This is a genomic window from Streptomyces sp. NBC_01267 (genome assembly GCF_036241575.1).
GTDB lineage: Bacteria > Actinomycetota > Actinomycetes > Streptomycetales > Streptomycetaceae > Streptomyces.
The window spans coordinates 1,065,044-1,089,892 of the sequence record NZ_CP108455.1 but is presented as its reverse complement, the minus strand read 5'-3'; the positions used below and the strand labels follow the sequence as shown (position 1 = coordinate 1,089,892).

Sequence of the window (24,849 nt, the reverse complement as noted above, 5' to 3'; positions counted from 1 at the left end):
AAGGATCCAGGCATGCCCGCATCCTCGATCACCGCTCGGGCCATCAACGACCGGGTCGCCCTCGATCTGCTCCAGGGAGAAGGCCCGCTGACGGCCGGTCAGCTGAAGACACTGACCGGCCTCTCCCGTCCGAGCGTCGCCGACCTCGTGGAGCGGCTGCAGGGGGCCGGACTGATCTCCGTCGTCGGCGAGGTGGGCGCGGAACGCCGCGGGCCGAACGCGCGGCTCTACGGGATCGTGGCCGACCGCGCCCATCTCGCGGCCCTCGACGTACGGACCGGTAGCGTCGCCGTCGTCGTCACCGACCTGCTCGGCGCCACCCTCGCCGAGGCCACGCTGCCCATCGGCCACGACACCGGCACCGAACCCGCCGTCGAACAGGCGGTGGCACTGCTGGAGCGCACCGCGCGGCAGGCGGGCGCCGCCCGCCTGCACAGCGTCGGCATCGGCGCTCCCGGCCTGATCGACCCGGCCACCGGTGAACTGCGCGACACCACCGGCCTGCCCGCCTGGCACCGCAGGCTCGTCGGCGCGCTCCAGGAGCGCCTGCCCGCCGCCGTCCTCGTGGAGAACGAGACCAACCTGGCGGCCGTCGCCGAGCAGCGCACCGGATCGGCCCGCGGACTCGACACCTTCCTCCTGCTGTGGCTGGGCGACGGGGTGGGCGCCGCCGTCGTCCTCGACGGGAAGGTGCGCCGCGGGGCCTCCGGCGGCGCCGGGGAACTCGGCTTCCTCCCCGTACCCGGCACCGGCGGACTCCCGTCGGCCACCGGCTGCGACGAGGGCTTCCACGCGCTCGCGGGCAGCGCGGGAATCTGCGCGCTCGCCGCCCGGCACGGCATCGACGCGGTCCCGCGGCCGCAGGAACCGGCCGCTGCCGCCGCCGTACGGGAAGCGCCGTCGGCCGGGCCGCGCGGCGAGGACTTCCTGGAGGCGCTGGCCGCGCGGATCGCCGTCGGTGTCGCCGCCGTCGCCGCTGTGCTCGACCCCGGCTGTGTGGTGCTCGGCGGCGAGGTCGGACGTGCCGGGGGCGCGGCGTTCGCCACCCGCGTGGAACGCCGGGTGGCCCTGCTCTCCCCGCTGCGCACGGAAGTACGCGCGGGGACGCTCGGCGGTGGCGCCGTGCTGCGCGGCGCCCTGCTGACCGCACGCGACGCCGCCCAGGACGAACTGTTCAGCGGCTGACCGGCAGCTCCGCACAGGCCGTGACCGCGTGTCGCCTCCCTGTGAGCCAGCCCACAGCAGGGTCCCCGCATGGCCGACGGCCGGACGTGGCAGACTTGTTCTGTATCAGCAGCAGCGCACTCCGGGGTCGGTGTAATTCCGAACCGGCGGTATAGTCCGCGACCCGTCCGCATCCAGCGGCCGGTTGACCAGGTGAAACTCCTGGACCGACGGTGAAAGTCCGGATGGGAGGCAGTGCGCGGCGGGCCGTACAGGTACGTCGCAGTCGGTGGTACGTCCTTCGGGCGTACTCCTTTTCCGGCCTCGGCGTCCCCGTGTGTTCCGCTCTCTCTGTCGTCATCGACAGGCCCCGGAGTCCGTGCCCGAAGAGGCAGGAGACCCGGTGGCCACCGCAGCCGCACCATCCGCGCAGGCAGTGAATGCCATGCGCCGGGCCGTTGGGCTCGCCGCGCGCGGACTCGGCTCCACCAGCCCCAACCCGGTCGTCGGATGCGTCATTCTCGACGCCTCGGGCGAGACCGTCGGCGAGGGCTTCCACCAGCGGGCCGGCGGCCCGCACGCCGAGGTGAACGCACTGACCGCCGCAGGCGGCCGGGCACGCGGCGGCACCGCCTTCGTCACCCTCGAACCCTGTAACCACACCGGCCGCACCGGCCCCTGCGCCCAGGCGCTCGTCGACGCCGGGATCGCCCGTGTCGTGTACGCGGTCGGAGACCCGAATCCGCAGGCCACCGGTGGCGCCGACACCCTGCGCGCGGCCGGGGTCGAGGTCACGGCCGGTGTCCTCGCCGCCGAAGCCGAAGCGGGGAACGCCGCCTGGCTGACCTCCGTACGCCTCGGCCGCCCCCACGTCACCTGGAAGTACGCGGCGACGCTCGACGGCCGGATCGCGGCAGCCGACCGCACCAGCCGCTGGATCACCTCGTCGGAGTCCCGCGCCGACGTGCACCGGCTGCGGGCCGTATCCGACGCGGTCGTGGTCGGCTCCGGAACGGCCCGCGCCGACGACCCGCACCTCGCCGTCCGCGGCATCGACGGCACCCGCCAGCCGCTGCGGGTGGTGGTCGACACCAACGGCACCGCGGTCCGGGCCGGCGCACGGATCCTCGACGACGCCGCGCCCACCCTCGTCGCGGTCGCCGACGACGTCACCACCGACCTGCCGGACGTCGTACGCCTCCCGCGCACCGAGCAGGGGCTGGACATCCCGGCGCTCCTCGCCGCACTCCACGCGCGCGACGTCCGCTCCGTACTCCTCGAAGGCGGGCCGACGCTGGCCGGGGCCTTCGTCGCGGCGGGCGCCGTCGACCGGGTCATCGGCTACCTCGCCCCTGTGCTGCTCGGCGCGGGCCCCGCAGCCCTGGCCGACGCCGGAATCACCACTCTCACCGAAGCGTTGCGTCTCGACGTCAGCGAGACCGTCCGCATCGGCCCCGATCTGCGGATCACCGCCACCCCGAAGGAGCGCTGAGCGCCGTGTTCACCGGAATCGTCGAAGAACTGGGTGAGGTCACCTCCGTCGAGCACCTCGGCGACGCCTCCCGCTTCCGCCTGCGCGGACCGGTCGTCACCGAGGACGTCAAGCACGGCGACTCGATCGCCGTCAACGGCGTCTGTCTCACGGTGGTCGACTTCGGCGGCGGCGCGTTCACCGCCGATGTCATGGCCGAAACCCTCAACCGCTCCAGCCTCGGGGCGCTCGACGTCGGCTCCCGGGTCAATCTGGAACGGCCCATGGCGCTCGGCGGCCGACTCGGCGGACACCTCGTCCAGGGGCACGTGGACGGCACGGGCACCATCGTCGAGCGCACCTTCTCCGAACACTGGGAGATCGTGAAGATCTCCCTCCCCGAGGGTCTCTCCCGTTACGTCGTCGAGAAGGGCTCCATCACCGTCGACGGCGTCAGCCTCACGGTCGTCGACGCGGGCCCCGACTACTTCACCATCAGCCTCATCCCGACCACCCTCGCGCTGACCACGCTCGGCATCAAGCAGCCGGGCGAACCGGTCAACCTGGAGGTGGACGTACTCGCCAAGTACGTCGAGCGGCTGCTCGGCGCCGGCGTGGCCCCCGCGCCCACGCCCGGGGATCCCGGGACCGGGGAGCCGTCGAAGTGACCGCCCTGTCCTGGCTGAACACCGAGGCGTTCGCCGTCTTCGGGCAGCACATCATGTGGTCCGACATGATCGGCAACACGATCGGCCTGCTCGCCCTGGCCCTCGGCTGGCGCCGCTCCATATGGACCTGGCCCGCGCAGTTCCTGTCCGGGGTCATCCTGGTCGGGGCCTACTACTCCGCCCACCTCAGCGGCGGGATCGGCAAGCAGCTCCTGGTCATCGGCATCGCGCTGTGGGGCTGGCGGGCGTGGACACAGGGCAGGCGGCAGGCCCAGGACGGCAGCATCGCCGTGCGGTTCGCCACCTGGCGCGAGCGCGGCCTGCTGCTGGGCGGCGCGGTGGTCGGCACACTCGCCGTCGCCGGACTGTTCCTGGCCTTCCCGACGCTCTCCTGGAGCCCGTGGGCCGACGCCTACATTTTCGTCGGCACCCTGGTCGCGATGGTCGCCCAGGCACGCGGACTCGTCGAATTCTGGTTCGCGTGGCTGCTCGTCGACCTCGTCGGCGTCCCCCTCGCCTTCCACAGCGGCCTGGCCTTCTCCGGCCTGGTCTACGTGGTCTACTTCGCGCTCGTCCTGTGGGGCATGCGCGACTGGTGGCTCCGTTCCCGTACGACTGCCGAGCCCGCCCTGGAAGGAGCAGCGGTATGACTGCCCAACCCGTCCGGTACTCGACCGACAACGCCGAGGACCTCTCTCTCGACCCCGTCGAGAAGGCCGTCCGCGACATCGCCGCGGGCCGCCCCGTCGTGGTCGTCGACGACGAGGACCGCGAGAACGAGGGCGACCTCGTCATCGCCGCCGAGAAGGCCACCCCCGAGATCGTCGCGTTCATGATGAGCGAGTGCCGCGGACTGATCTGCGCGCCCATGGAGGGCAGCGAGCTGGAACGGCTCGACCTCCCGCAGATGGTCGCGCACAACACCGAGTCGATGAAGACGGCCTTCACGGTCTCCGTCGACGCGAGCACCGCGCACGGCGTCACCACCGGGATCTCCGCCGCCGACCGCGCCACCACCCTGCGGCTCCTCGCGAACGGCCGGGCCGGCGCAGGCGACTTCGTACGCCCCGGACACGTCTTCCCGCTGCGCGCCAGGCCCGGCGGGGTGCTCGTGCGCAACGGTCACACCGAGGCGGCCGTCGACCTCGCCCGGCTCGCGGGCCTGCGCCCCGCCGGTGCGATCGTCGAGATCGCCGGTGAGGACGGGGTGATGCTGCGGCTGCCGGAACTGATCCCGTTCGCCCGTAAGCACGGCCTCACGATCATCTCCATCGAGGACCTGATCGCCTACCGCCGCAGCTCCGAGCCGACCGTCCGCCGTGAGGCCACCGTCCAGCTCCCCACGTCCTTCGGGGAGTTCACCACGTACGGCTACCGTTCGGTCGCCGACGGCATCGAGCATGTCGCCCTGGTACGCGGCGACATCGGCGACGGCGACGACGTCCTCGTCCGGATCCACTCCGAATGCCTCACCGGGGACATCTTCCACTCGCTGCGCTGCGACTGCGGCCCCCAGCTGGAAGCCTCCATGGAGCGCATCACCGAGGAGGGCCGCGGCGTCGTGGTCTACCTCCGCGGTCACGAGGGGCGCGGCATCGGGCTGCTCTCGAAGCTGCGTGCCTACGAACTCCAGGAGCGGGGCCGGGACACCCTGGACGCCAACCTGGAACTCGGGCTGCCCGCCGACGCCCGTGACTACGGGGCGGGCGCGCAGATCCTGGTGGACCTCGGCGTCCACAGCGTGCGGCTGATGACCAACAACCCCGAGAAGACCGCCGCACTCGTCCGGCACGGCCTGAAGGTCAACAGCCGGGAGGCGATGCCCGTCCAGGCGGGCGAGCACAACCTCCGGTACCTGCGGACGAAGCGCGACCGGATGGGACACGACCTGCCCTGGCTGGACACCACGTCCGCCTGCGGCAACCAGTAAGTACAGGCAGAGGGAGAGACATGAGCGGCAAGGGCGCACCCGAACTCACCGTGAAGAACTGCGGCGACCTGCGCGTGGCCGTCATCGCGGCCCAGTGGCACGAGAAGGTCATGGACGGCCTCGTCGACGGCGCGCTGCGCGCCCTCGGCGACCTGGGCATCGACGAACCGACCCTGCTGCGGGTCCCCGGCAGCTTCGAGCTCCCGGTGGTCGCCAAGGTCCTCGCGGGCCGCGGGTACGACGCGATCGTGGCCCTCGGCGTGGTCATCCGGGGCGGCACCCCGCACTTCGAGTACGTGTGCCAGGGCGTCACCGGCGGCCTCACCCAGGTCTCCGTCGAGACCGGGGTACCGATCGGCTTCGGCGTCCTGACCTGCGACACGGAGGAGCAGGCCCTGGACCGGGCGGGCCTGGAGGGCTCCCGGGAGGACAAGGGGCACGAAGCGGTCACCGCGGCCGTCGCCACCGCCACCACACTGCGCACCGTCAGCGAACCCTGGCGCTGAGTGCGGACCCGGACCCCGTACTCTTAGCAGCATCATGGCGAACAAAACCTTCGAAGAGCTCTTCTCCGAGCTCCAGCTCAAGGCCGCCACCGGCGACCCCTCCACTTCCCGCACCGCCGAACTGGTGGGCAAGGGCGTGCATGCCATCGGCAAGAAGGTCGTCGAGGAGGCCGCCGAGGTCTGGATGGCAGCCGAACACGAGGGCAAGGAAGCCGCAGCCGAGGAGATCTCGCAACTGCTGTACCACGTCCAGGTGATGATGGTCGCCCGCGGGATCTCACTCGACGACGTCTACGCCCATCTCTGAGCAGCACCTCCGCACATCACTCCGAAGACCCCAAGACTCCCTCCGCACAAAGGAAGCCGACCTCATGCTGCGCATCGCCGTACCCAACAAGGGTTCACTCTCCGGGCCTGCGATGGCGATGCTCCATGAGGCCGGCTACCAGCAGCGCAAGGAGTCGAAGGAACTCGTCCTCGTCGACCCCGTCAACGAGGTCGAATTCTTCTATCTGCGCCCGCGCGACATCGCCATCTACGTCAGCTCGGGCAAGCTCGACATCGGCATCACCGGCCGCGACCTGCTGCTGGACTCCGGGGCCGATGCCGAGGAGATCCTCCAGCTCGGGTTCGCCCGCTCGACCTTCCGGTACGCGGCCAAGCCCGGTACCGCGAACGGCCCCGCGGACTTCGGCGGCATGACGATCGCCACCTCGTACGAGGGAATCGTCGCCAAGGCCCTCGGGGACCAGGGCATCGACGCATCCGTCGTCCACCTCGACGGCGCCGTCGAGACGGCGATCGAACTGGGCGTCGCCCAGGTCATCGCGGACGTCGTGGAGACCGGGACCTCGATGCGCAACGCCGGACTCGAAGTCATCGGTGAGCCCATCCTGAAGTCCGAGGCCGTCGTCATCCGCCGGGTCGGCGCCGCCGCCGACGAGCCGAAGGTGCAGCAGTTCCTCCGCCGCCTCCAGGGCGTCCTGGTGGCCCGCAGCTACGTGATGATGGACTACGACTGCCGGGTCGAGCACCTGGAGCGCGCCGTGGCCCTCACGCCCGGCCTGGAGTCGCCGACGATCTCCCCGCTGCACCACGAGGGCTGGGTGGCCGTCCGCTCCATGGTCGCCGCGAAGGAAGCCCAGCGGATCATGGACGATCTGTACGACCTCGGCGCCCGCGCCATCCTCACCACGGCCATCCACGCCTGCCGCCTCTGACCAGCCCGAAGGACCCACGGATCATGACCGCCGCCGAACTCCCCGCCCTCCCGGTCACCTTCAGGCCCACCCGCACCCGGGTGGTGCTGCTGAGCGTGGGGACCGTCCTGTTCGTGGTCCTCACGGTGATCTCCCTGATCCTGGAGACACTGACTCCGGGGGAGCGGGCCAGCTTCATCCTGACCGCGCTGATCTTCTTCGGCGTACTGGCACTGCTCAGCCGCCCCAAGGTCGTCGCCGACGCGGACGGGGTCACTGTCGTGAATCTCACCTCCCGGCGCCGGCTGGCCTGGCCCGAGATCCTGCGGGTCAACCTCCGCCCCGGTGACGCCTGGGTCTTTCTCGACCTCAGCGACGGCACCAGCCTCCCGGCCCTCGGTATCCAGCCCGGCATCGGCAAGGCCCAGGCGATCCGCGACGCCCGCGCGCTGCGCGCACTCGCGGAGTCCCACGGTGCGCACGCCGGGTAGGGCGCTGCTCCACTGCCGCTAACGGCCGCTGTTTGATTACTCTGGGGCGGGGCGCCAAGCGCGCCCCGCCCCGCACCTGTGACCCTCGCGGTCCGCGGGGCACCCCTGCGACATGAGGAGTGATTCCTTCCAGCAATGGACGGATCATCCGGTAGTACGTACGCCGCCCCCCTCCTGGAGGCGGCGGCATGACCATCCCTCTGCTGCTCCTCGGTGCAGCTTTCCTTCTGATTCTCGCCAACGGATTCTTCGTCGCGGCCGAGTTCGGCCTCGTCACCGTGGAGCGGCCGGACGCCGAACGCGCCGCCGCCGAAGGCGACCGGCGGGCCCGTACCGTCGTCAAGGCCCTGCGGGAACTCTCCTTCCAGCTCTCCGGCACCCAGCTGGGCATCACCATCACCTCACTGGTGGTCGGCATGCTCGCCGAGCCCGCGCTCGCCCAGCTGCTCGACGGACCGATCGCCGCCACCGGGCTGCCCGAGGGCGCCGTGTCCGGCATCAGCGTGATCCTCGGCATGATGCTCGCCGCCGCCGTGCAGATGGTGATCGGTGAACTCGTCCCGAAGAACTGGGCGGTCTCCAGGCCCCTCCAGGTCGCGCGGTTCGTCGCCGGCCCCCAGCACCGCTTCTCGACCGCGTTCCGGCCGGTGATCACCCTGCTGAACACCGTCGCCAACCGGCTGGTCCGGGCGCTGGGCGTCGAGCCCGCCGACGAGCTGGCCTCGGCCCGCACCCCCGGTGAGCTCGTCTCACTGGCCCGGCACTCGGCCGAGGCCGGGACGCTGGAACAGGACACCGCGGACCTCTTCGTACGGACCCTGTCCCTGGCCCGGCTGACCGCCCAGCACGTGATGACACCGCGGGTGAAGGTCAGCGCACTCCAGTACTCGGCGACCGCGGCCGACGTACTCAACCTCACCCGGGCCACCGGCCTCTCCCGTTTCCCCGTCTACCGGGAGCGCATCGACGAGATCGTCGGCATGGTCCACCTCAAGGACGCCCTCGCCGTGGCACCGGACGACAGGCACCGGACCTCGGTGGGACGCGTCGCCGTCGCACCGCTCCTGGTGCCCGAGACCCTGCCCGTGCAGCAGCTCCTGGAGCGGCTGCGGACCGAGCAGCCGATCGCCGTGGTGGTCGACGAGTACGGCGGCACCGCCGGGGTCGTCACCCTTGAGGACATCATCGAGGAGCTGGTCGGCGAGGTCCGGGACGAGCACGACGGCGCGGACGCCGCCCGGCCCGAGCTGTCACCGGCCCCTGCCGAGGACGGCAACCCGGCCTGGGAGGCCGACGGCAGCTGCCGGGTCCTGACCTTGCGGCGGATAGGGCTGGAGGTCCCCGAAGGGCCGTACGAGACGGTGGCCGGGCTGGTCGCCGATCTGCTGGGGCGCATCCCCGTCCCCGGTGACCGGGCCGAACTCCCCGGCTGGCGGCTCTCGGTCCGCAGGGTCGAGCGCTACCGGGCCGAGCGGGTGCGGTTGGTCCGCACCGCGGATGTGCCTGCCGGGGTCCTGGAGGGTGTGCGATGAGCGTCCTCCAACTCCTCTTCGCGGTCCTTCTGGTGCTCGCCAACGGGTTCTTCGTCGGCGCCGAGTTCGCCCTCGTCTCGGTACGCCGCAGCCAGGTCGAACCGCTCGCTGCCGAGGGCTCGGCGCGGGCCCGCAAGGTGCTGTACGGCCTGGAGAACCTGCCCCGCATGATGGCCGCGGCACAGTTCGGCATCACGGTCTGCTCACTGACGCTCGGCGCGGTCGCCGAGCCGACCGTCGCCCGGCTCCTGGAACCGGTCTTCGAGGCGGCCCGGCTGCCCGAGGGCCTGATCCATCCGCTGGGTTACGTCATCGCCCTCGCCCTGGTGGTCTCGCTGCACCTCGTCATCGGCGAGATGGTCCCGAAGAACCTGGCCATGGCCGCCCCTGAGAAGACGGCGCTCTGGCTCAGTCCCGGCCTGGTCGGCTTCGCCCGGCTGTGCCGTCCGGTGACCGTCGCACTCGGCTCCTGCGCCCGTCTCGTACTGAAGCTCTTCGGCGTCGAGCCGAAGGACGAGGTCGAGGCCGTCTTCACCAGCGAGCAGCTCAACCGGCTCGTCGAGGACTCGGGCCAGGCCGGGCTGCTGGACTCGGAGGCGCAGGAACGCCTGGAGGACGCGCTGGAGCTCGGCAGCCGCCCGATCTCCGACGTGCTGATCACCCGCGCCGAACTGGTCACGGTCGCCCCCTCGGTCACCCCCCGGCAGATCGAGGAACTGACCGTCAGCACCGGCTACTCGCGCTTCCCGGTGTGCGCCGACGGCGGTGCCTTCATGGGCTTCCTGCACGTGAAGGACGTCCTCGACCTGGAGGAGCGGGAACGCGCGGTGCCGCAGCAGATCTGGCGTCCGATGGCCACGCTCCGCGCGGAGCTGCCGCTGGACGACGCGCTGACGGTGATGCGGCGCGCGGCCACCCATCTGGCCCAGGTCGCCGACGGGTCGGGGAAGGTGCTCGGCCTGGTGGCGATGGAGGACGTGCTGGAGATGCTGGTCGGTGAGGTACGCGACCCGGCGCACCGCGGGGTCGAGCCGGGCCCGCTGGCCCGGGTGTCGGAGCCGCGCACGCTGCGCAGCGAGCAGGCCCTGGCCGGGTAGCCCCCGCCCCTCGACCGCCCGTACGGGCCCGGACACGGCACGGCCGGTCCGGGCCCGTACGGCCCGGAGCGTGTGCCGCTCCCGTTCCCACTCAGAGCGGTGGCGGTTCCCGCCGGTCCGCCGGGCCCCGCCCGGACAGCACTTCGCCGTACGCCTGCATCAGGTCCGGCAGCCGCAAGGTCGACAGATCGTCCCGGTCCGGTGTTCCCGCGTACCCCGACAGCCGCAGGTCCCGGTACGCGCAGCTCTTCTCGTACAGCGTCCGCAGGAAGCGGCCGTTGCCGAGCTCGTCGATCCAGCCCTGGTCCACCACGTGCCCGGCGATCGAGCGCAGTTCGTCGAGGGACTCCTCGTCCCAGACGTCCCCGTTCTCGGCTGCCAGCACCTGGCCGATCGAGGTGAGCTCCAGCGGCCGGTAGCTCGGGAAGTCCACGCGGGAGGTGAAACGGGACGACAGGCCCGGATTGGTGGCGAGGAGACGGTCCATGCCCTCGGGGTAGCCGGCCAGGATGACGACGAGGTGATCGCGGTTGTCCTCGGCACGCTTGAGCAGCACCTGAAGGGCTTCGTCGCCGTACGCGTCGCCCTTGCTGTAGCCGGAGTTGGAGAGGCTGTACGCCTCGTCGACGAACAGCACCCCGCCGAGCGCCGAGTCGATCAGTTCGTTCGCCTTGACCGCCGTCTGGCCCAGGAACTCGCCCACCAGATCGGCCCGCTGGGCCTCGACCAGATGATCGCCGCCGAGCAGCCCCAGCGCGTAGAAGACCCGCCCCAGGATGCGTGCGACCGTCGTCTTGCCGGTCCCCGAGGGCCCGGAGAAGACGAAGTGCCGCTTCGGCGGCTGGACGGGTAACCCCTGGCCGGTCCGCAGCCGGGCCATGTTGAGCTGCGCCGAGAGCGCCTTGACCTGACGCTTCACGGGTTCGAGGCCGACCATGCCCTCCAGCTCGGCCAGCGCCCTGGCCAACAGTTCCGGATCGGTGGGGCCGGTCGGCAGCTCCGGCGGGAAGGGCTCCACCGGAACGGCCTCCCTGTTCCGTACGGGATCGGGCGCCGCGGGGGCGCCGAGCGGGTCGTTGCCGAGGCGCAGTTCCCGGCCCTCGGTGAGGTCGCTCTCCAGGACCACACCCTCGCTCTGGCCGTCCACCGTGTCCTGGCCGAACCCGGTCAGTGACACGGCGGCGTAGTCCACCGAGTCGTCGAACCCGTCGCCCTCGGCGATGGCCGCCAGCCGCGCCGCGGTGTCCATGAACGCAGGATCCACCCGGTGCACGGCCCGGTACAGGGGCAGCGCCGCCGCACTGCGGCCGGTGCCTTCGTGGGCGCGGGCGAGCCAGTACCGCAGTTCCTTGCGCTGCGGCTGTTCGCTGCGGCAGCGCATCAGGGCGGCGGAGAGCAGCGGTTCGGCCTGCCCGTACATTTCCAGCCGTACCCGCGCCATGCCGCCGAACAGGCCCGCTTCGATCCCGAGCACCGGGTCGTCGACCAGCGAGGCGGTGTGCCGGACCAGCCGCTCCCAGTCCTTGGCGAGGTACGCGCGACACGCGTGCAGGAACCGCACCTGCGGGTCCGTGTCGACCGGCGGCAGCCCCGCCAGCGCCCGGTCGAGTTCCGGCACGTGGCGGCCGTCGAGCCAGTGCGAGGCGTGCGCGAGCAGCAGATCGCGCGGGCTCTCCAGCACCGGCTGCACCCACCAGCCCAGCCAGTACCAGGAGTTGAGGGTGCGGCGCAGTCTGCCGCGCTGTTCGCCGAAGCGCTCCCGGTGGCGGAACATCCGCAGGAGTGCGGTCGTGGTGTCGACCCGCAGCGCGTGCAGCCCCAGCCAGCCGTCCGCCATCCCCGGATCGAGCCGCACCGCGGCCCTGAACTCCTCCTCCGCCTGCGGATACGCGCCCATCGTGTAGGCGTCCACGCCTCGCAGCCAGGCGAGATCGGCCGGGGCGTGCGAGCCCTGCATGCCGAAATCCATCACGTCCCCCACAGACCGTGCCCCCGTACCGTGCCGCCGGGCGCCGAGAGCGTCCTGCGGCCTGTGAACCGCTGTGCAGCGGACGGGAATTGACCGGTGCCGCCCATAGGGCATCGTACCTGCGCAGAGGCCGTGGACCGAAGGGCGGCGGAGCGCCGATCGACGCGCGTCACACGTTGCTCCGTGGTGACCGAGGGTGAGCGATCGGAGAGCCGGAGTGTCCACTTGAGGACGGAGTGGGCAGAACGAAGCCCCCGATCACGGGGGAACAACCGGGGGCTTCGCGTCTGCGGCGGCTCCGAAAAGCCGCACATTGAGAACGTAAGACCTGTACGGGCCCTGGGTCAAGCGGAGTTGGCGCACTGGGAGGGTGGTTTTGCGCCGGGCGCGAGTGACGCGGAGAGGTCGCTACGGTCGGTGACGGACCGGATCGCTCACGCTGTCACAGCAGGGGCCTGGAACCACTCGTATCCCTCCTTGCACTCACGGACCATCACATCTGCGAATGGCCGGGAAGGGTCGCCGGCGAAGTGGCGCATCTCGGCGAGGGTCCAGCCGTCCCAGAAGTCCGCCAGCGCCGGCCCGTCGCGGTGGCGCCCCCGCGACCAGGAGGATCCGGCGGGCCGGTCCATCCACAGCAGCCGCGCGAGATACGGGCGCAGCGCCCGGCGCCCGGCGCCCACCCCCTCGACAACGACGACGTCAGCGGGGTCCATGGTCCGCTCCGGGCCGAAGTCGCGCAGGGTCCAGTCGTACGGTGCGTACCGCGCGGGTGCACCGCGGGTGAACGGCTCGATCACCTGGGCGTGCAGCCGGTCCGTCCAGTCGAACAACTGCTGGTGGGTGGCCAGATCGTCCAGATGCAGTACGGGCGCGCCACCGAGCGCACCGGCGAGCTTGGCCGAGAAGGTGCTCTTCCCCGAGCCCGCGTGGCCGTCCACGGCGACCAGCCGCACAGGCCCGCAGGAGACGGGCAGCGTACGGATCGCGGCGGCGAGGCGGTCGAGGTCTTTCATGGGGCCAGCCTAGGAGCAGCGGGCCCCGATGCAGGTCACGTCAGTGGTCGATACCAATATTGGTGGCAGGACGCGAGGGGAATCACTGGCAGAAAACCGTCGGGAGCCGCGATAGTTGGCCCACTGTCGTGCACCTGCCGCCCCATCCGTACTCGACTGGGGGTCCACCACTGTGACCAGTTCCACTCCGCGCAGAACCGTGCTCGCCGCCGCGCTCGCGGCCGCTGCGGGCACTGCGGCGGCATCCGCCGCTTCCGTCGCTCCCGCCGCCGCTGCGGCCCCGCCGTCCGACACTCCGTCCGCAGCCGCGGGAGCTCCGGCACGCCCGCTCGTGGACAACGGCGTCTGGACCTCCTACACCGACTGGCGCTCCGGCGACGCCGCCGGGACCAGGGCCGTCGCGGGACGTCGTCCCGGGCTCACCATCGGCGCACCGGCCGGCCGTACCGACTACACCGACCCGCACACCCAGCAGACGGCCACTTGGGAGTACGCGACCTGGACCTCGCCGGTCCACCGCTCCCGCGTCCCGGCCACCGAGGTCATCGCCTCCTGGAACGCGCACACCCCGGAGGGGACCTGGCTCCAGGTCGAACTGTGCGGCGACTACGCCGGCGGCGGGCGGACCCCCTGGTACGTGATGGGCCGCTGGGCGTCCGGCGACGGGGACATCCGGCGTACCTCCGTCGACGGCCAGAGCGACGGCAAGAGCTCCGTCTGGACCGACACGTTCTCCATCGACGACGCCGCGAGCGGGCTGCGCGTGGTCTCGTACCGGCTCCGGCTGACCCTCTACCGCAAGCCGGGCACCCGGCTCACCCCCACGGTCTGGCGGCTCGGCGCGATGGCCTCCGACATCCCGGACCGCTTCACCGTCCCGGCCTCGGTGCCCCGGCTCGCCCGCGAGCTGACGGTCCCCCGCTTCTCGCAGAACGTGCACGCCGGTCAGTACCCCGAGTACGACAACGGCGGAGAGGCATGGTGCAGCCCCACCTCGTCCTCGATGATCATCAAGTACTGGGGGCGCGGGCCCAGTGCCCAGGACCTCGCCTGGATCGATCCGTCGTACGCCGACCCCGAGGTCTGCCAGGCGGCCCGCTACACCTACGACTACCAGTACGAGGGCTGCGGGAACTGGCCCTTCAACGCCGCCTACGCCGCGACGTACCAGGACATGAGCGCGGTGGTCACCCGGCTGGCCTCGCTCGACGACCTGGAGACGCTGATCGGGGCGGGCATCCCGGCGATCACCTCGCAGTCCTTCCTCAAGGAGGAACTGACCGGCGCCGGGTACGGGACCTCCGGCCATCTGATGACCGTGATCGGGTTCACGCCCGAAGGCGATGTGATCGCCAACGACCCCGCTTCACCGGACGACGACGCCGTACGGCACGTCTACAAGCGGTCGGAGTGGGAGAACATCTGGCTCCGGACGAAGCGTTACGACGCAAAAGGCCAGGTCACAAGCGGTACGGGTGGTGTCTGCTACCTCTACTGGCCTGCTAACCCAGCACCAAGTCAGCACCGGGTTCTGAAGTCGTTCGGCCTGCTGTGAGCATGTGCGGCGCGAAGGCTGCCTCGACGACCTGACGGCAGCGTTCCTGACCGTCCTGTGCGGGGTGGCCGTACCCGTCCACCGTGACCTCGACCGGGCGATGTCCGAGCCATCGGGACACTTCGTGGCTGGACACTCCGCTCGTCGAGGTCACGGTGGACCAACGGGGGGCCATCTGTGACGCAGGTCGTGCGGATCGCGTTCAAGGAGTCCAAGTCGCTCGATGACGCGCGCCCATGACTTTCGGTGCAGACCTGGACACGGAGGACCGCCCGTCGTCGTGCCGCGAGTTCTCGGAAACGGGGTACCGGCGGGTGCGACCGCTGTCGTGCGGGACCTCCTCACCTGCCGCTTGTGGGCCGTGCGACTGATGTATGCCTCAGCCGACCGCGTGCACCGGACCGATGCGGCAGACGGAAGCGAGGATCAGAACCTCTTCGGCAGCGAGACAAACGGGTGGCCACGGTGGCAGGAACCAGTGACGGCGATGCGCGGGAGTCCGCCCCGGCAACGGGTGCCACCCCTTGGCGGAAGACACCTGACCCGCGTACGGACGGCGTGGTCGGACTGCGCGGGCGGGCGAGGTCCCTGGCCGCCGTCGCGCCGCCCGGCCCGTTCCGGCCCGGGTTCTGGCGCAGTCCGATCCGCGGAGCGTGGCTGACCGCGGTCCTCGGTCTGATCCTTCTGTTCGGCATCACGATCCTGTTCGTCACCGGGCTGTTGTCGTACGCCGCGTACAACCCGAACCTGGGCGTACTCAACGACAAGACCCCCGACAAGGGCCTGCTGGGCTTCTACCTGTTCACCTGGCCCACCCACCCGTACTGGCTCTACCGCCTGACCCAGGGCGTGCATGTGACCCTCGGGATCGTCCTCATCCCCGTCCTGCTCGCGAAGCTGTGGTCGGTGGTCCCCAAGCTCTTCGAGTGGCCGCCGGCACGCAGCCCCGCACACGCCCTGGAGCGGCTGTCGCTGATCCTGCTGGTCGGGGGCGTCCTGTTCGAGTTCGCGACCGGTGTGCTCAACATCCAGCTCGACTACATTTTTCCCGGTTCCTTCTACACCCTGCACTTCTACGGCGCCTGGGTGTTCATCGCCGCCTTCGCCGCCCATGTGGCGCTGCGCCTGGGCCGGATGTGGCGGGCGGTGCGCTCGCGCAGCCTTCGCTCGGTGCTGGCCACCGATACCGCCCACACCGAGCCGGAACCTCGCGATCCGTACGGTCTCGTCGCCGCCGCCCCGGCCCGGGCGACGGTGAGCCGACGTGGTGCGCTGGGTCTGGTCGGTGCCGGGTCGCTGGCCCTGCTGGTCGTCACCGCAGGGCAGAGCATCGGTGGCTCCCTGCGCCGTACCGCGTTGCTCGCCCCGCACAACCGCAACCCCGGCTCCGGCCCGAACGGCTTCCAGATCAACAAGAGCGCCACGGCCGTCGGCATCACGGCGACCGACATCGGTCCCGACTGGCGCCTGGAACTTCGGGGGGCACGGAAACTCTCCTTCACCCGCGATCAGCTGCTCGCCATGGCTCAGCACACGGCGGAACTGCCGATCGCCTGTGTGGAAGGCTGGTCCACCGACGATCAGGGCTGGTCCGGCCTTCGGCTGTCCGACCTCGCGGCGCTCGCCGGAGTGCCCCGTGCCGCCGGCGTGTTGGTGGAGTCGGTGCAGCGGCAGGGTTCCTTCCGCCAGGTGCTCCTGGCCGGCAACCAGATCCGTAACCCGCTCTCCCTGCTCGCCCTGCACGTCAACGGGGCACCACTCTCCGTCGACCATGGCTATCCCGCGCGCGTCATCGTTCCCGCCAACCCAGGCGTGAACAACACCAAATGGGTCCGCCGCCTCACCTTCCGGACGTGACCATGAGCCTCTTTTCCCGCCGCTACGGCGCCCACCCCTTCCACCTGCTCGCCATGGCCTGCTGTTTCCTGGTCGCCGGTTACGCAGCGGTCCAGCTCCTCAACGGCCGTACCGTCGCTGTCGCCGTGTGGTTCATCGGCGCCGCGCTCCTGCACGACCTGGTTCTGCTGCCCCTCTACAGCGGTGCCGACCGCACGGCCCAGGCAGCCATGCCGCTCCGCAGCGGGCGTGCGCCGGGCACGGGCTGGATCAACTATCTGCGTGCGCCCGTCGCGCTGTCCGCGCTGCTGCTCCTGGTCTGGTTTCCGCTGATCCTGCGCAAGTCGGCCCCGTACCACGGGGACACGGGGCTCTCGGACCACGTCTATCTGGGCCGATGGCTACTGATCACGGCAGGCCTGTTCGCTGCCTCGGCTCTTGCCGCGCTCATCAACACGGTCCGCCGGCGCCGTCGTACCCGGCCACACGTCCGGGGGATGTGACGGGCCGGGCGTGCTCCCGCACCTGCCGGGAAGGTGAGCTCGAAAGGGCAGCCGTCCGACGGCTGTGCACGCCTTCGGCCCGCCGCACCCGGCCGTGTCCCGTACGCCCGCCGGGCTGACGCCGGAGCGCACCCGTGGGGCGGCGTCCGCGTTTCGCAAGGCACCTGTACCCCTTTGTCGCCTTTTGATTCGTATGGTGAAGCTGTGACCGATCTGAACTTCTCAGTGGTACCGCGGCCGGCCTCCGTGGATGTCGTCCTGCCCTGTCTGGACGAGGCGGCGGCCCTGCCCTGGGTACTGGAGCGCGTCCCGGCCGGCTGGCGCGCGATCGTGGTCGACAACGGTTCCACCGACGGGTCGGCGGACCTCGCCCGTTCGCTCGGTGCCACCGTGGTGACCGAGACCCGGCGGGGCTTCGGTGCGGCCTGCCATGCGGGGCTGCTCGCGTCGGACGCGGAGCTCCTCTGCTTCTGCGACTGCGACGCCTCGCTCGACCCCGGGCTGCTCGTCCCCTTCGTGACTCAAGTCGCCTCGGGGGACGCCGACCTGGTGCTCGGGCGGCGCCGCCCGCAGGGCAGCGGTGCCTGGCCTGCGCATGCCCGTGCGGGAAACCTGGCGCTGGCCGGAATGCTGCGGCGCAGGACCGGATTGCGGCTGCACGACCTGGGGCCGATGCGGGTCGCCCGGCGCGAGGCGCTGCTGGGCCTCGGCCTCACGGACCGGCGCAGCGGCTATCCGCTCCAGATGGTGGTCCGGGCGGCCGACGCGGGCTGGCGGGTGCGGGAGAGGGACGTGCCGTATCTGCCGCGCACCGGGAAGTCCAAGGTCACCGGCACCTGGCGGGGCACCTGGCAGGCCGTGAGGGACATGCGCAAGGTTCTCGCCGAGGCACCCCGGGCGGCCGTGGGGTGACCCGCGCGACCACGATCCTCGTCATCGCCAAGGAGCCCCTGCCCGGTCGGGTGAAGACCCGGCTCACCCCGCCGTTCACGCCGGAGGAGTCGGCCCGGCTGGCCGAGGCCGCCCTCGCCGACACCCTGGAGGCCGTGCTGGCCACGCCGGCCGATCGTCGGGTTCTGGTGCTCGCAGGGGCTCCTGGGCCCTGGTTGCCACCCGGCTTCGAGGTGGCCGAACAAGGCGCGGGCGGCCTCGACAGCCGACTGGCCGGGGCCTTCGCGATCTGCACCGGGCCCGCGTTGCTGATCGGCATGGACACCCCGCAGGTGACACCCGGACTCCTGGCGCAGGGGCTGGAGTTCAGCGGGTCGGACGCCTGGTTCGGGCCTGCGGAGGACGGTGGCTTCTGGGCGCTCGGTCTCGCGGCCCCCGACCCGGAGCTCCTGCGCGGCGTGCCCATGTCGACGGCGCACACGGGAGCCGTCCAGCGGAGGCGGCTGACCGCGGCGGGTCTCGCCGTCCGCGATCTGCCGGTGCTCCGGGACGTGGACACCGCTGCCGATGCCGCCGCTGTGGCCTCCGTGATCCCGGGCAGCCGATTCGGCGCCCTGCACGCCGTGTTCACCACGGACCGGGCGGGAGCCGGGGTCCGGTGAGCGTGCGGGCCTGGCGGGCCGATCCGTACCGTGAGGCGCTGCTGACCGGGCAGGGGCCGCTCTTCCTTCGACGGGACGACGGCTGGCTGCTGCCTCTGGAGGTGGAGCGCTGGTGCGCCGCGCCGGACAGCGCCGACGTCACCGTGCTGGCACGCTGCCGGGGCCCGGTGCTCGACATCGGTTGCGGTCCCGGACGTCTGGTCGCGGCACTCGCCGCGCTGGGCACCACCGCACTCGGCATGGATGTGAACCAGGAGGCAGTCGACCGCACCGTGCGGGAGGGCGGGGCCGCACTGTGCCGTTCCGTCTTCGATCCGCTGCCGGACGAGGGACGCTGGGGGACCGTATTGCTGATGGACGGCAACATCGGTATCGGAGGCGCCCCCGAGGCCCTGCTCGGCCGGGTCTGTGAACTCATCGACCCGAACGGCACGTTGATCGTCGAGACAGTGGCGCAGGACATCGATGAACGCGTCGAGGTCCGCTTCTGCGACGGCCGCGTCACCCGGGGCACGACGGCCTTCCCCTGGGCGAGGGTCGGCACCCCGGCGCTGCTCGGTTACGCCGAGGCCACCGGCTGGATCGCCGAGGACCAGTGGCGGGCGGCAGGCCGCACCTTCCTTCAACTGAGGCCCCGCTGAAGCGCCGGCGGCCCTCGTGAGCCGGGTCTCAGGGAGTACCGCCAGGGCATGCGGATTCCTGCGGTACGCGGACGTCGGGGCGTCGCACCGCTGATGGCCGGGGACGCTGAGAGGCTGAGCAGCGTGATCACCCCCCGTACCGCCGGACTTCGCAGCCTCTGCCCCCGCACCGTACGCGCGGGACTCCTGCTGGCAGCCCTCACCGCGGCCCTGGTGTTCACCATCGGCTATGACGGGTACCACGCCGACCCGGCGGGACTGTCCTGGTGGTACGCGGCGTCCTGGCTGCTCTTCGCCGCCGCCGTCGGGTCGCTGCGCAAGGTCCCCGGACGCCAGGCCGCCGCTCTCGTCCTCGCGGGATCGGCGATGGTGGCAGCCACTGGACTCGTCGCGCCGCCACGTACCAGTACCGACGCCTTCCGCTACGCGTGGGACGGCCGGGTCCAGGCGGCGGGCATCTCGCCGTACGACCACGCCCCGGCGGACCCGGCTCTCGCCCGGCTCCGGGACAGCTGGCTCTTCCCCACCGGTCCAGCGTGTGCGGGCCCCGACCGCGCACCTGTCCCGTCGCCCGGTGACACACCCCACTGCACCCGTCTCAACCGCCCGGCCGTGCACACCGTCTACCCGCCGGTCGCCGAGGCGTACTTCTACGGAGTCGAGCAACTCCCCCCGTCCGGTGCCCGGTTGAAGCTCTTCCAGATCGCCGGAGCGCTGCTCTCCGTCGCGGTCACCGCTGCCCTCGTCCTGATCTCGACCCGGCTGCGGCGCGTCGGTCCGCTCACTGCCGCCTACTGGGCCTGGTGCCCGGCCGTGCCGGTCGAGGCGGTGAACAACGCACACGTGGACGTACTGGGGGTGCTGTTCACGGTCGTGGGGCTGGGACTCCTGGCCGCCGGACGCCGACTCTCCGGCAGTGCCTTCCTGGGCGCCGCCGTGGCGACCAAACTGATGCCCGCCGTGGTCCTGCCCGGGGCGCTGTCCGGCGTGCGGAGGGTGCGAGACGCAGCCGCCGTGCTCGTGCCCGTCACCGCCGTCACGGTCCTCGCCTACGTCCCGTACGTCCTGGCCTCCCACGCCTCTGTCTTCGGCTACCTCGGCGGCTACGTCCAGGAAGAAGGCTACGAGGACGCCACCGCCCGCAACCGCTACGCGGTGCTCCGCCTGCTCCTGCCCGAGGCGTGGACCGTCCCGGCCCTGGTGGTGATCATGCTGCTCGTGACCGGGTACGTACTGTGGCGGGGCGACCCCGAACGTCCTTGGAGCGGTGCTCTCCTCGTCACCGGTACCGCGTTCCTGCTGCTCACCCCCGCCTACTCCTGGTACGCACTGCTGCTCGTCGCCCTGGTCGCCCTGGACGGCCGCTGGGAGTGGCTGGCCGTAGCGGCGGCGGGAGCCGTCACGTACGTCACCAGCCACGCTTTCGACGACGGGGCGACGGTGAGTACCACCGCCTACGCGGTCGCTGCCGCCGCCGTACTCACCGGCTGGGCATGGCGCCGTCAGACGAGGGCTACGTCCTTCGGCGGGGGCCTCGCCACGTACGACCGGTCCTGACTCCGTCCAGGGCCGTTGTGCGGACGCCGGAGGGGACAGCGCCCGCAGTTGCAGGCCCGCTCGGAAGCTCGGGACCTCTGGAGGTTCTGGACTTCTCCCTTCTGACTTCCATGCGGTCGGAAGGCCGATGGATCCGGCGGATACCGAGTAGCTGACGGGATGTTGACTCGTGACACCTGTTGACCTACGTTGCAAATGGATGTCGGTTTCTGGGAGTTTCCGTTTCTTTCGCTGTTCCGATTGCGCCACCTGATTCCGGGCTCTCGCCAGGCGGCGAGCAGTTCGCCCTCATTTCTGCTGACTGATGTGGTCCCTCGCCCTGCCTCGGGCCCGCTCCGGCCCGTTGGGTGCCGGGACGACGACGGACAACGATGTCAGCTTCTTCAGGGGCTCGGGTAGTGCCGTCGGCAGCACAGTGACGTTCGAGTCGAACTGCTCCGAACCGGACAGCCGTCAGAACAACCGCTGCAACTGGATCGAATACCAGATGAGGTCGCGGAGGACGCGCCTCACGAGACGGAAGAGGTCACTGCAGATGGGCGGGAACACGGGCGACCCCGGACGCCGCAATGTACTGATAGCGGGCCTCGCCGGCGCCGGCATGACGCTGGTACCCGGTGGGTTGGCGAGTGCCGCATCGCGGGGAAGTGCGAACAGGGCACCAGGGCGGCGCACCCTCAACCTCGACACGGACTGGGCGTTCTGGCGCGACGATGTCCAGGGCGCGCAGGAGCTGTCCTTCGACGACTCCGCCTGGGCGGGTGTGTCGATTCCGCACACCATGCGGCTGGAGCGCAAGGAGCCGGTCGTCTACGACGTCTTCGCCGGTATCGGCTGGTACCGGCGGTACTTCCGCCCGGATCCCGGGGACAGGGACCGCCGGGTGGTGATCCGCTTCGATGGCGTGCAGACGAACTGCCAGGTGTACCTCAACGGTGAGAAGCTCGCCGAACACCATGGTGGCTATCTCGGCTTCTCCGTGGACGTCACCGACAAGCTCCACCGGGACAGCGACAATCTTCTCGCCGTGCGGGTCTCGAATCTCGATGATCCGCAGACGCCCCCCGGTAAACCCCGAAACCAGCTCGGGTTCCTCACGTACGGCGGCATCTACCGCAACGTCACGGTGGAGACGACCGGGCGCATCCACATCACGGATCCGCTGGAGGCCGACCGCGTAGCCGGTGGCGGGGTGTTCGTCACCTACCCGCATGCCGACACCGGGCGGGCTGTCGTCCAGGCCAGGACCAACGTGGTGAACAGCTCCGATGCGTCTGCCGTCATCCGGCTGCAGACGACGATCCGCGATCCTCGGGGAGAGATCGTCGCCCGGGAGAGCCGGACCGCGACGATCGCGAGCGGCGCCCCTCACGACTTCGAGCAGAGTCTGGAGGTGATCCGTCCGGACCTGTGGCACCCGGACAGACCGCACCTGTACGAGCTCGTCAGCGAGGTCTTCCACCGTGACCAGGTGCTGGATTCACTCACCACGCGCATCGGGATCCGCCGCATCGAATATCGGGCGGACGGTCTCTACATCAACGGTGAGCGCCTCTTCCTGCGCGGGGCGAACATCCACCAGAACTATGCCTACGTCGGCGACGCCGCACCGGCCTCGATGAAATGGCGCGAGGCACTCAGGCTGAAGCTGGGCGGGTTCAACGCGGTACGTGCCGCGCACTATCCGCACGATCCGGCATTTCTCGACGCCGCCGACGAGCTCGGACTGCTCGTCGTCGCATGCGCACCGGGCTGGCAATTCTGGAGCGATGACGAGACGTTCGTGAATCGCACCTACGCGGACGCCGTGCAGATGATCCGCAGGGACCGCAACCGTCCGTCGATGATTCTCTGGGAAACCGCGCTGAACGAGACGCAGTACCCGGAGTGGTGGTCGAAGAAAGTCACCGCGCTGGCCCACGCGGAGATTCCCAACGACCAGATGTTCACCGCGGCCGACTACGGGTTGTGGGGTGAGCAGTACTACGACGTGAACTACAAGGTCGTCAACTCGGACGGTTCGGACCCCGATCCGGAAAAGCCCTTCTTCACACGGGAATGGGGCGACTGGGAGGACCCCGGCCGGGTGGGCCGCGAGAGCGGCGAGGGTGCACTCGTCCGGCAGGTGGAGACCCGGCAGCGCTACCTCAACGGTTCCGGGTACTGGGACTGGGGCGGGCTGGACGCCAACCCCCGGATCGGTGGCTATTTTCTCTGGGTCTTCGAGGACTACGGAACGAACTCGCCCTATCAGAAGTCCGGGGCCGTGGACATCGACCGGTACCCGAAGTACTGCTACTACTGGCTCAAGGGGATGCAGTCGCCGGAGAACCCCAACCACGGCGGCCCGATGGTGTTCATCGCCAGCAGCTACTCGGCGGAATCCAGCCGGGAGGTAACGGTCTTCAGCAACACCGATCACGTGAAGCTGTACCAGAACGGCACCCTGGTCGGTGAGAAGAGCCGGAGCCAGAACGCCGGCACCGCCAAGAACATCGCCGCGAAAGGCGGCAGTCCCTCTTACTCCTTCTCGCTGGATTCGTTCGTCGCGGGCGAGCTGAGGGCGGAGGGCTGCATCGACGGAAAGCCGGCCGCCACTCAGATCGTGAAAACCCCCGGAGCCCCGCACCACATCCAGATCGAGATCGACGACGCGGGTGTCCGGTCGGCACTGCGAGACCTGCTCGCGTACTACCTGGGGAACGTGTCACCGGTTGCGGTGAAGGCCGCTGCTGCGCTGGCCGACGAAGTGCAGCCCGGTACGGTCGAATCGTTGATCGGGAAGCTGAGCGCGAAGCGTGGCAGTCCGCTGCCCGCAGTGGCGGCCGATACGCTCCGCCGTTACGCGCGTGCGCGCACGCGGATCCAACCGGTGGCCGACGGCTCGGACCTGATCCCCGTATACATCAAGGTCGTTGACGTGGACGGCACCGTCATTCCGACGTCGACCGCGGAAATCGAGCTCGCGGTGACCGGGAAGGGCAGCCTCGTCGGCCACGACATCCCCCGTCTCGCGGTACAGACCCAGAAGGCCAGGGCCGGCATCGGCTACGCCCTGCTCGCGGTGGACACGGAGCCGGGCGACATCACGCTCACCGCGACGGCCGACGGGCTGGAGTCCGGCAGTTGGACGGTGGCGACAAGTCGCTATTCCGGCAGGTACATGCCCGACGGGCGTCATCCGGAGTGGAAGGACATCTCGACGCTGGAGTCCCAGGGTGCGCAGAACATCGCTCTGAACATGCCGGCCACCGCCTCCAGTTTCCAGGAGGGCAACATCCCCGGCAACGCTGTCGACGACGACTCGGATTCCAAGTGGGTCGCGAGCGGCGACATTCCTGCCTGGTGGCAGGTCGATCTCGGTCAGCCGTCGGACATCTCGGAGTTCCAGATCGTCTGGGAGTCCGACCAGGCGACCTACCGGTACGCCGTCCTCACATCGGACGACGCGACGAACTGGACCAAGGTGGTCGACGAGGAGTCGAACACCACCACGGGCGGCACCGCCGACCACCGCGTGTCCGTGAAGGCGCGGTACGTGCGGGTGAACGTGCTGTCGGGCGGCGGGTGGTGGCCGAGCATGCGCGAGTTCCGTGTCGTTCCGCCGGGTGGCACGGGCGGGGGTCAGCCGGCCGACCCCGGGCCGAAGGTTCCCCGCGGCCAGATCGGTGAGGTGAGCGCCTCCAGTCACGCGAGCGGCTTCGAACCCGCCAAGGCGTTCGACGACGACATCACCTTCGGTACGGGATGGGTCGCCGAGTCGGCAGCGCTGCCGCAGACGCTGACCGCGCAGCTGCCGGCCGCCCACGACCTGGTCGGAGCTCTCATCCACTGGGGCAAGGACAGCAGTTGGTACACGTACGACCTGCAGGTCTCCGGGGACGGGAATGCATGGACAACGGTGCTTCCCGGGCTGACCCGCGGCGGCCAGTACACGCTGCCGGAGACCTTCACCGCACCAGGCGCACGGTACGTCCGCATCAACATCACCGACGTCGTCGGCGGCGGCGCGCAGTCGGTCGCGGGCATCGCCGAGGTGACCCTGTACGGCTCGCCGAGCTGATCCGGTCTCGGCCGGTGTCTGGACCGGTGTCTGTCCGGGCCGGCCGTCACCGGCCCTGACGACACGGAACCCACCACGGACGACGACGGCCTGTACGA

At 70.6% G+C, this 24,849-nt stretch carries 21 protein-coding genes and 1 riboswitch; of the genes, 19 read left to right on the top strand and 2 right to left on the bottom strand.

All coding sequences use genetic code 11. The features are described from left to right. Positions 1-12: 12 nt before the first annotated feature. From OG709_RS05070 to OG709_RS05020, 11 genes are all read left to right on the top strand, one after another. Positions 13-1,185 (top strand): ROK family transcriptional regulator, encoded by a 1,173-nt coding sequence (locus OG709_RS05070; protein WP_250306495.1) that lies wholly within the window; start codon positions 13-15, stop codon positions 1,183-1,185. A gap of 112 nt (positions 1,186-1,297) precedes the next feature. Continuing rightward, a riboswitch (FMN riboswitch) is annotated at positions 1,298-1,427 on the top strand. Between the two features lie 182 nt (positions 1,428-1,609). Beyond that, the gene (ribD, locus tag OG709_RS05065) at positions 1,610-2,656 is read left to right on the top strand and encodes a bifunctional diaminohydroxyphosphoribosylaminopyrimidine deaminase/5-amino-6-(5-phosphoribosylamino)uracil reductase RibD (RefSeq protein WP_266645123.1); all 1,047 of its coding nucleotides are present in this window, start codon (positions 1,610-1,612) and stop codon (positions 2,654-2,656) included. A 5-nt stretch (positions 2,657-2,661) separates the two neighbouring features. Continuing rightward, entirely contained in the window at positions 2,662-3,303 is a 642-nt protein-coding gene (locus tag OG709_RS05060) for a riboflavin synthase (protein ID WP_250306496.1), read from the top strand. Further along, positions 3,300-3,953: a nicotinamide mononucleotide transporter family protein gene (locus OG709_RS05055; RefSeq protein WP_329164991.1), complete on the top strand. Its 654-nt coding sequence runs from the start codon at positions 3,300-3,302 to the stop codon at positions 3,951-3,953. Before OG709_RS05060 ends, OG709_RS05055 begins: the two co-directional genes overlap by 4 nt. Further along, positions 3,950-5,233 carry a bifunctional 3,4-dihydroxy-2-butanone-4-phosphate synthase/GTP cyclohydrolase II gene (locus tag OG709_RS05050; protein ID WP_266644042.1) on the top strand — a complete coding sequence of 428 codons (1,284 nt, stop codon included), beginning with the start codon at positions 3,950-3,952 and terminating at the stop codon, positions 5,231-5,233. The genes OG709_RS05055 and OG709_RS05050 overlap by 4 nt, the downstream gene beginning before the upstream one ends. Positions 5,234-5,253: 20 nt before the next feature. Next, positions 5,254-5,739: a 6,7-dimethyl-8-ribityllumazine synthase gene (gene ribH / locus OG709_RS05045; protein WP_250306499.1), complete on the top strand. Its 486-nt coding sequence runs from the start codon at positions 5,254-5,256 to the stop codon at positions 5,737-5,739. A 34-nt stretch (positions 5,740-5,773) separates the two neighbouring features. Next, on the top strand, positions 5,774-6,046 hold the full coding sequence (locus tag OG709_RS05040; RefSeq protein WP_250306500.1) for a phosphoribosyl-ATP diphosphatase: 273 nt from the start codon (positions 5,774-5,776) through the stop codon (positions 6,044-6,046). A 64-nt stretch (positions 6,047-6,110) separates the two neighbouring features. Further along, the gene (hisG, locus tag OG709_RS05035; RefSeq protein WP_329164990.1) at positions 6,111-6,959 is read left to right on the top strand and encodes an ATP phosphoribosyltransferase; all 849 of its coding nucleotides are present in this window, start codon (positions 6,111-6,113) and stop codon (positions 6,957-6,959) included. Between the two features lie 23 nt (positions 6,960-6,982). Beyond that, positions 6,983-7,429 (top strand): PH domain-containing protein, encoded by a 447-nt coding sequence (locus OG709_RS05030; protein WP_250306502.1) that lies wholly within the window; start codon positions 6,983-6,985, stop codon positions 7,427-7,429. Positions 7,430-7,617: 188 nt separating this feature from the next. After that, complete coding sequence (locus OG709_RS05025) at positions 7,618-8,961, top strand: hemolysin family protein (RefSeq protein WP_250306503.1); 1,344 nt, start codon at positions 7,618-7,620, stop codon at positions 8,959-8,961. Further along, on the top strand, positions 8,958-10,058 hold the full coding sequence (locus OG709_RS05020) for a hemolysin family protein (protein ID WP_266644044.1): 1,101 nt from the start codon (positions 8,958-8,960) through the stop codon (positions 10,056-10,058). Before OG709_RS05025 ends, OG709_RS05020 begins: the two co-directional genes overlap by 4 nt. Before the next feature lie 91 nt (positions 10,059-10,149). Here the strand turns inward: OG709_RS05020 and OG709_RS05015 are convergent, their stop codons facing one another. After that, entirely contained in the window at positions 10,150-12,027 is a 1,878-nt protein-coding gene (locus OG709_RS05015) for an AAA family ATPase (RefSeq protein ID WP_250306505.1), read from the bottom strand. A 434-nt stretch (positions 12,028-12,461) separates the two neighbouring features. After that, the gene (locus tag OG709_RS05010) at positions 12,462-13,043 is read right to left on the bottom strand and encodes a hypothetical protein (RefSeq protein ID WP_250306506.1); all 582 of its coding nucleotides are present in this window, start codon (positions 13,041-13,043) and stop codon (positions 12,462-12,464) included. A 172-nt stretch (positions 13,044-13,215) separates the two neighbouring features. Here OG709_RS05010 and OG709_RS05005 point away from each other — a divergent pair, with 172 nt between their 5' ends. From OG709_RS05005 to OG709_RS04970, 8 genes are all read left to right on the top strand, one after another. Next, positions 13,216-14,598: a peptidase C39 family protein gene (locus OG709_RS05005; protein ID WP_329164983.1), complete on the top strand. Its 1,383-nt coding sequence runs from the start codon at positions 13,216-13,218 to the stop codon at positions 14,596-14,598. 558 nt (positions 14,599-15,156) lie between these two features. After that, positions 15,157-16,455 (top strand): molybdopterin-dependent oxidoreductase, encoded by a 1,299-nt coding sequence (locus OG709_RS05000; RefSeq protein ID WP_374211381.1) that lies wholly within the window; start codon positions 15,157-15,159, stop codon positions 16,453-16,455. Positions 16,456-16,457: 2 nt separating this feature from the next. Continuing rightward, entirely contained in the window at positions 16,458-16,937 is a 480-nt protein-coding gene (locus OG709_RS04995; protein WP_266644047.1) for a hypothetical protein, read from the top strand. A 204-nt stretch (positions 16,938-17,141) separates the two neighbouring features. Next, complete coding sequence (locus OG709_RS04990; RefSeq protein ID WP_250306509.1) at positions 17,142-17,849, top strand: glycosyltransferase family 2 protein; 708 nt, start codon at positions 17,142-17,144, stop codon at positions 17,847-17,849. Beyond that, positions 17,846-18,490, top strand: coding sequence for a TIGR04282 family arsenosugar biosynthesis glycosyltransferase (locus OG709_RS04985; RefSeq protein ID WP_326695235.1), 645 nt, complete (start codon positions 17,846-17,848; stop codon positions 18,488-18,490). The genes OG709_RS04990 and OG709_RS04985 overlap by 4 nt, the downstream gene beginning before the upstream one ends. Further along, positions 18,487-19,131 carry a methyltransferase domain-containing protein gene (locus tag OG709_RS04980; RefSeq protein WP_250306511.1) on the top strand — a complete coding sequence of 215 codons (645 nt, stop codon included), beginning with the start codon at positions 18,487-18,489 and terminating at the stop codon, positions 19,129-19,131. Before OG709_RS04985 ends, OG709_RS04980 begins: the two co-directional genes overlap by 4 nt. 123 nt (positions 19,132-19,254) lie before the next feature. Next, positions 19,255-20,688 carry a glycosyltransferase family 87 protein gene (locus OG709_RS04975; protein WP_329164977.1) on the top strand — a complete coding sequence of 478 codons (1,434 nt, stop codon included), beginning with the start codon at positions 19,255-19,257 and terminating at the stop codon, positions 20,686-20,688. Positions 20,689-21,223: 535 nt separating this feature from the next. Next, positions 21,224-24,751, top strand: a complete 3,528-nt coding sequence (locus OG709_RS04970) for a discoidin domain-containing protein (RefSeq protein WP_329164975.1) — start codon at positions 21,224-21,226, stop codon at positions 24,749-24,751. Positions 24,752-24,849 lie beyond the last annotated feature (98 nt).

Excerpts from the sequence above, each read along its gene's own strand:
- OG709_RS05015 (WP_250306505.1), bottom strand. The coding sequence starts at position 12,027 with ATGGATTTCGGCATGCAGGGCTCGCACGCCCCGGCCGATCTCGCCTGG.
- ribH (WP_250306499.1), top strand. The coding sequence starts at position 5,254 with ATGAGCGGCAAGGGCGCACCCGAACTCACCGTGAAGAACTGCGGCGAC.
- OG709_RS04970 (WP_329164975.1), top strand. The coding sequence starts at position 21,224 with ATGGGCGGGAACACGGGCGACCCCGGACGCCGCAATGTACTGATAGCG.
- OG709_RS05040 (WP_250306500.1), top strand. The coding sequence starts at position 5,774 with ATGGCGAACAAAACCTTCGAAGAGCTCTTCTCCGAGCTCCAGCTCAAG.
- OG709_RS05020 (WP_266644044.1), top strand. The coding sequence starts at position 8,958 with ATGAGCGTCCTCCAACTCCTCTTCGCGGTCCTTCTGGTGCTCGCCAAC.
- OG709_RS05030 (WP_250306502.1), top strand. The coding sequence starts at position 6,983 with ATGACCGCCGCCGAACTCCCCGCCCTCCCGGTCACCTTCAGGCCCACC.
- OG709_RS05025 (WP_250306503.1), top strand. The coding sequence starts at position 7,618 with ATGACCATCCCTCTGCTGCTCCTCGGTGCAGCTTTCCTTCTGATTCTC.
- ribD (WP_266645123.1), top strand. The coding sequence starts at position 1,610 with ATGCGCCGGGCCGTTGGGCTCGCCGCGCGCGGACTCGGCTCCACCAGC.
- OG709_RS04995 (WP_266644047.1), top strand. The coding sequence starts at position 16,458 with ATGAGCCTCTTTTCCCGCCGCTACGGCGCCCACCCCTTCCACCTGCTC.
- hisG (WP_329164990.1), top strand. The coding sequence starts at position 6,111 with ATGCTGCGCATCGCCGTACCCAACAAGGGTTCACTCTCCGGGCCTGCG.
- OG709_RS05010 (WP_250306506.1), bottom strand. The coding sequence starts at position 13,043 with ATGAAAGACCTCGACCGCCTCGCCGCCGCGATCCGTACGCTGCCCGTC.
- OG709_RS05050 (WP_266644042.1), top strand. The coding sequence starts at position 3,950 with ATGACTGCCCAACCCGTCCGGTACTCGACCGACAACGCCGAGGACCTC.
- OG709_RS05070 (WP_250306495.1), top strand. The coding sequence starts at position 13 with ATGCCCGCATCCTCGATCACCGCTCGGGCCATCAACGACCGGGTCGCC.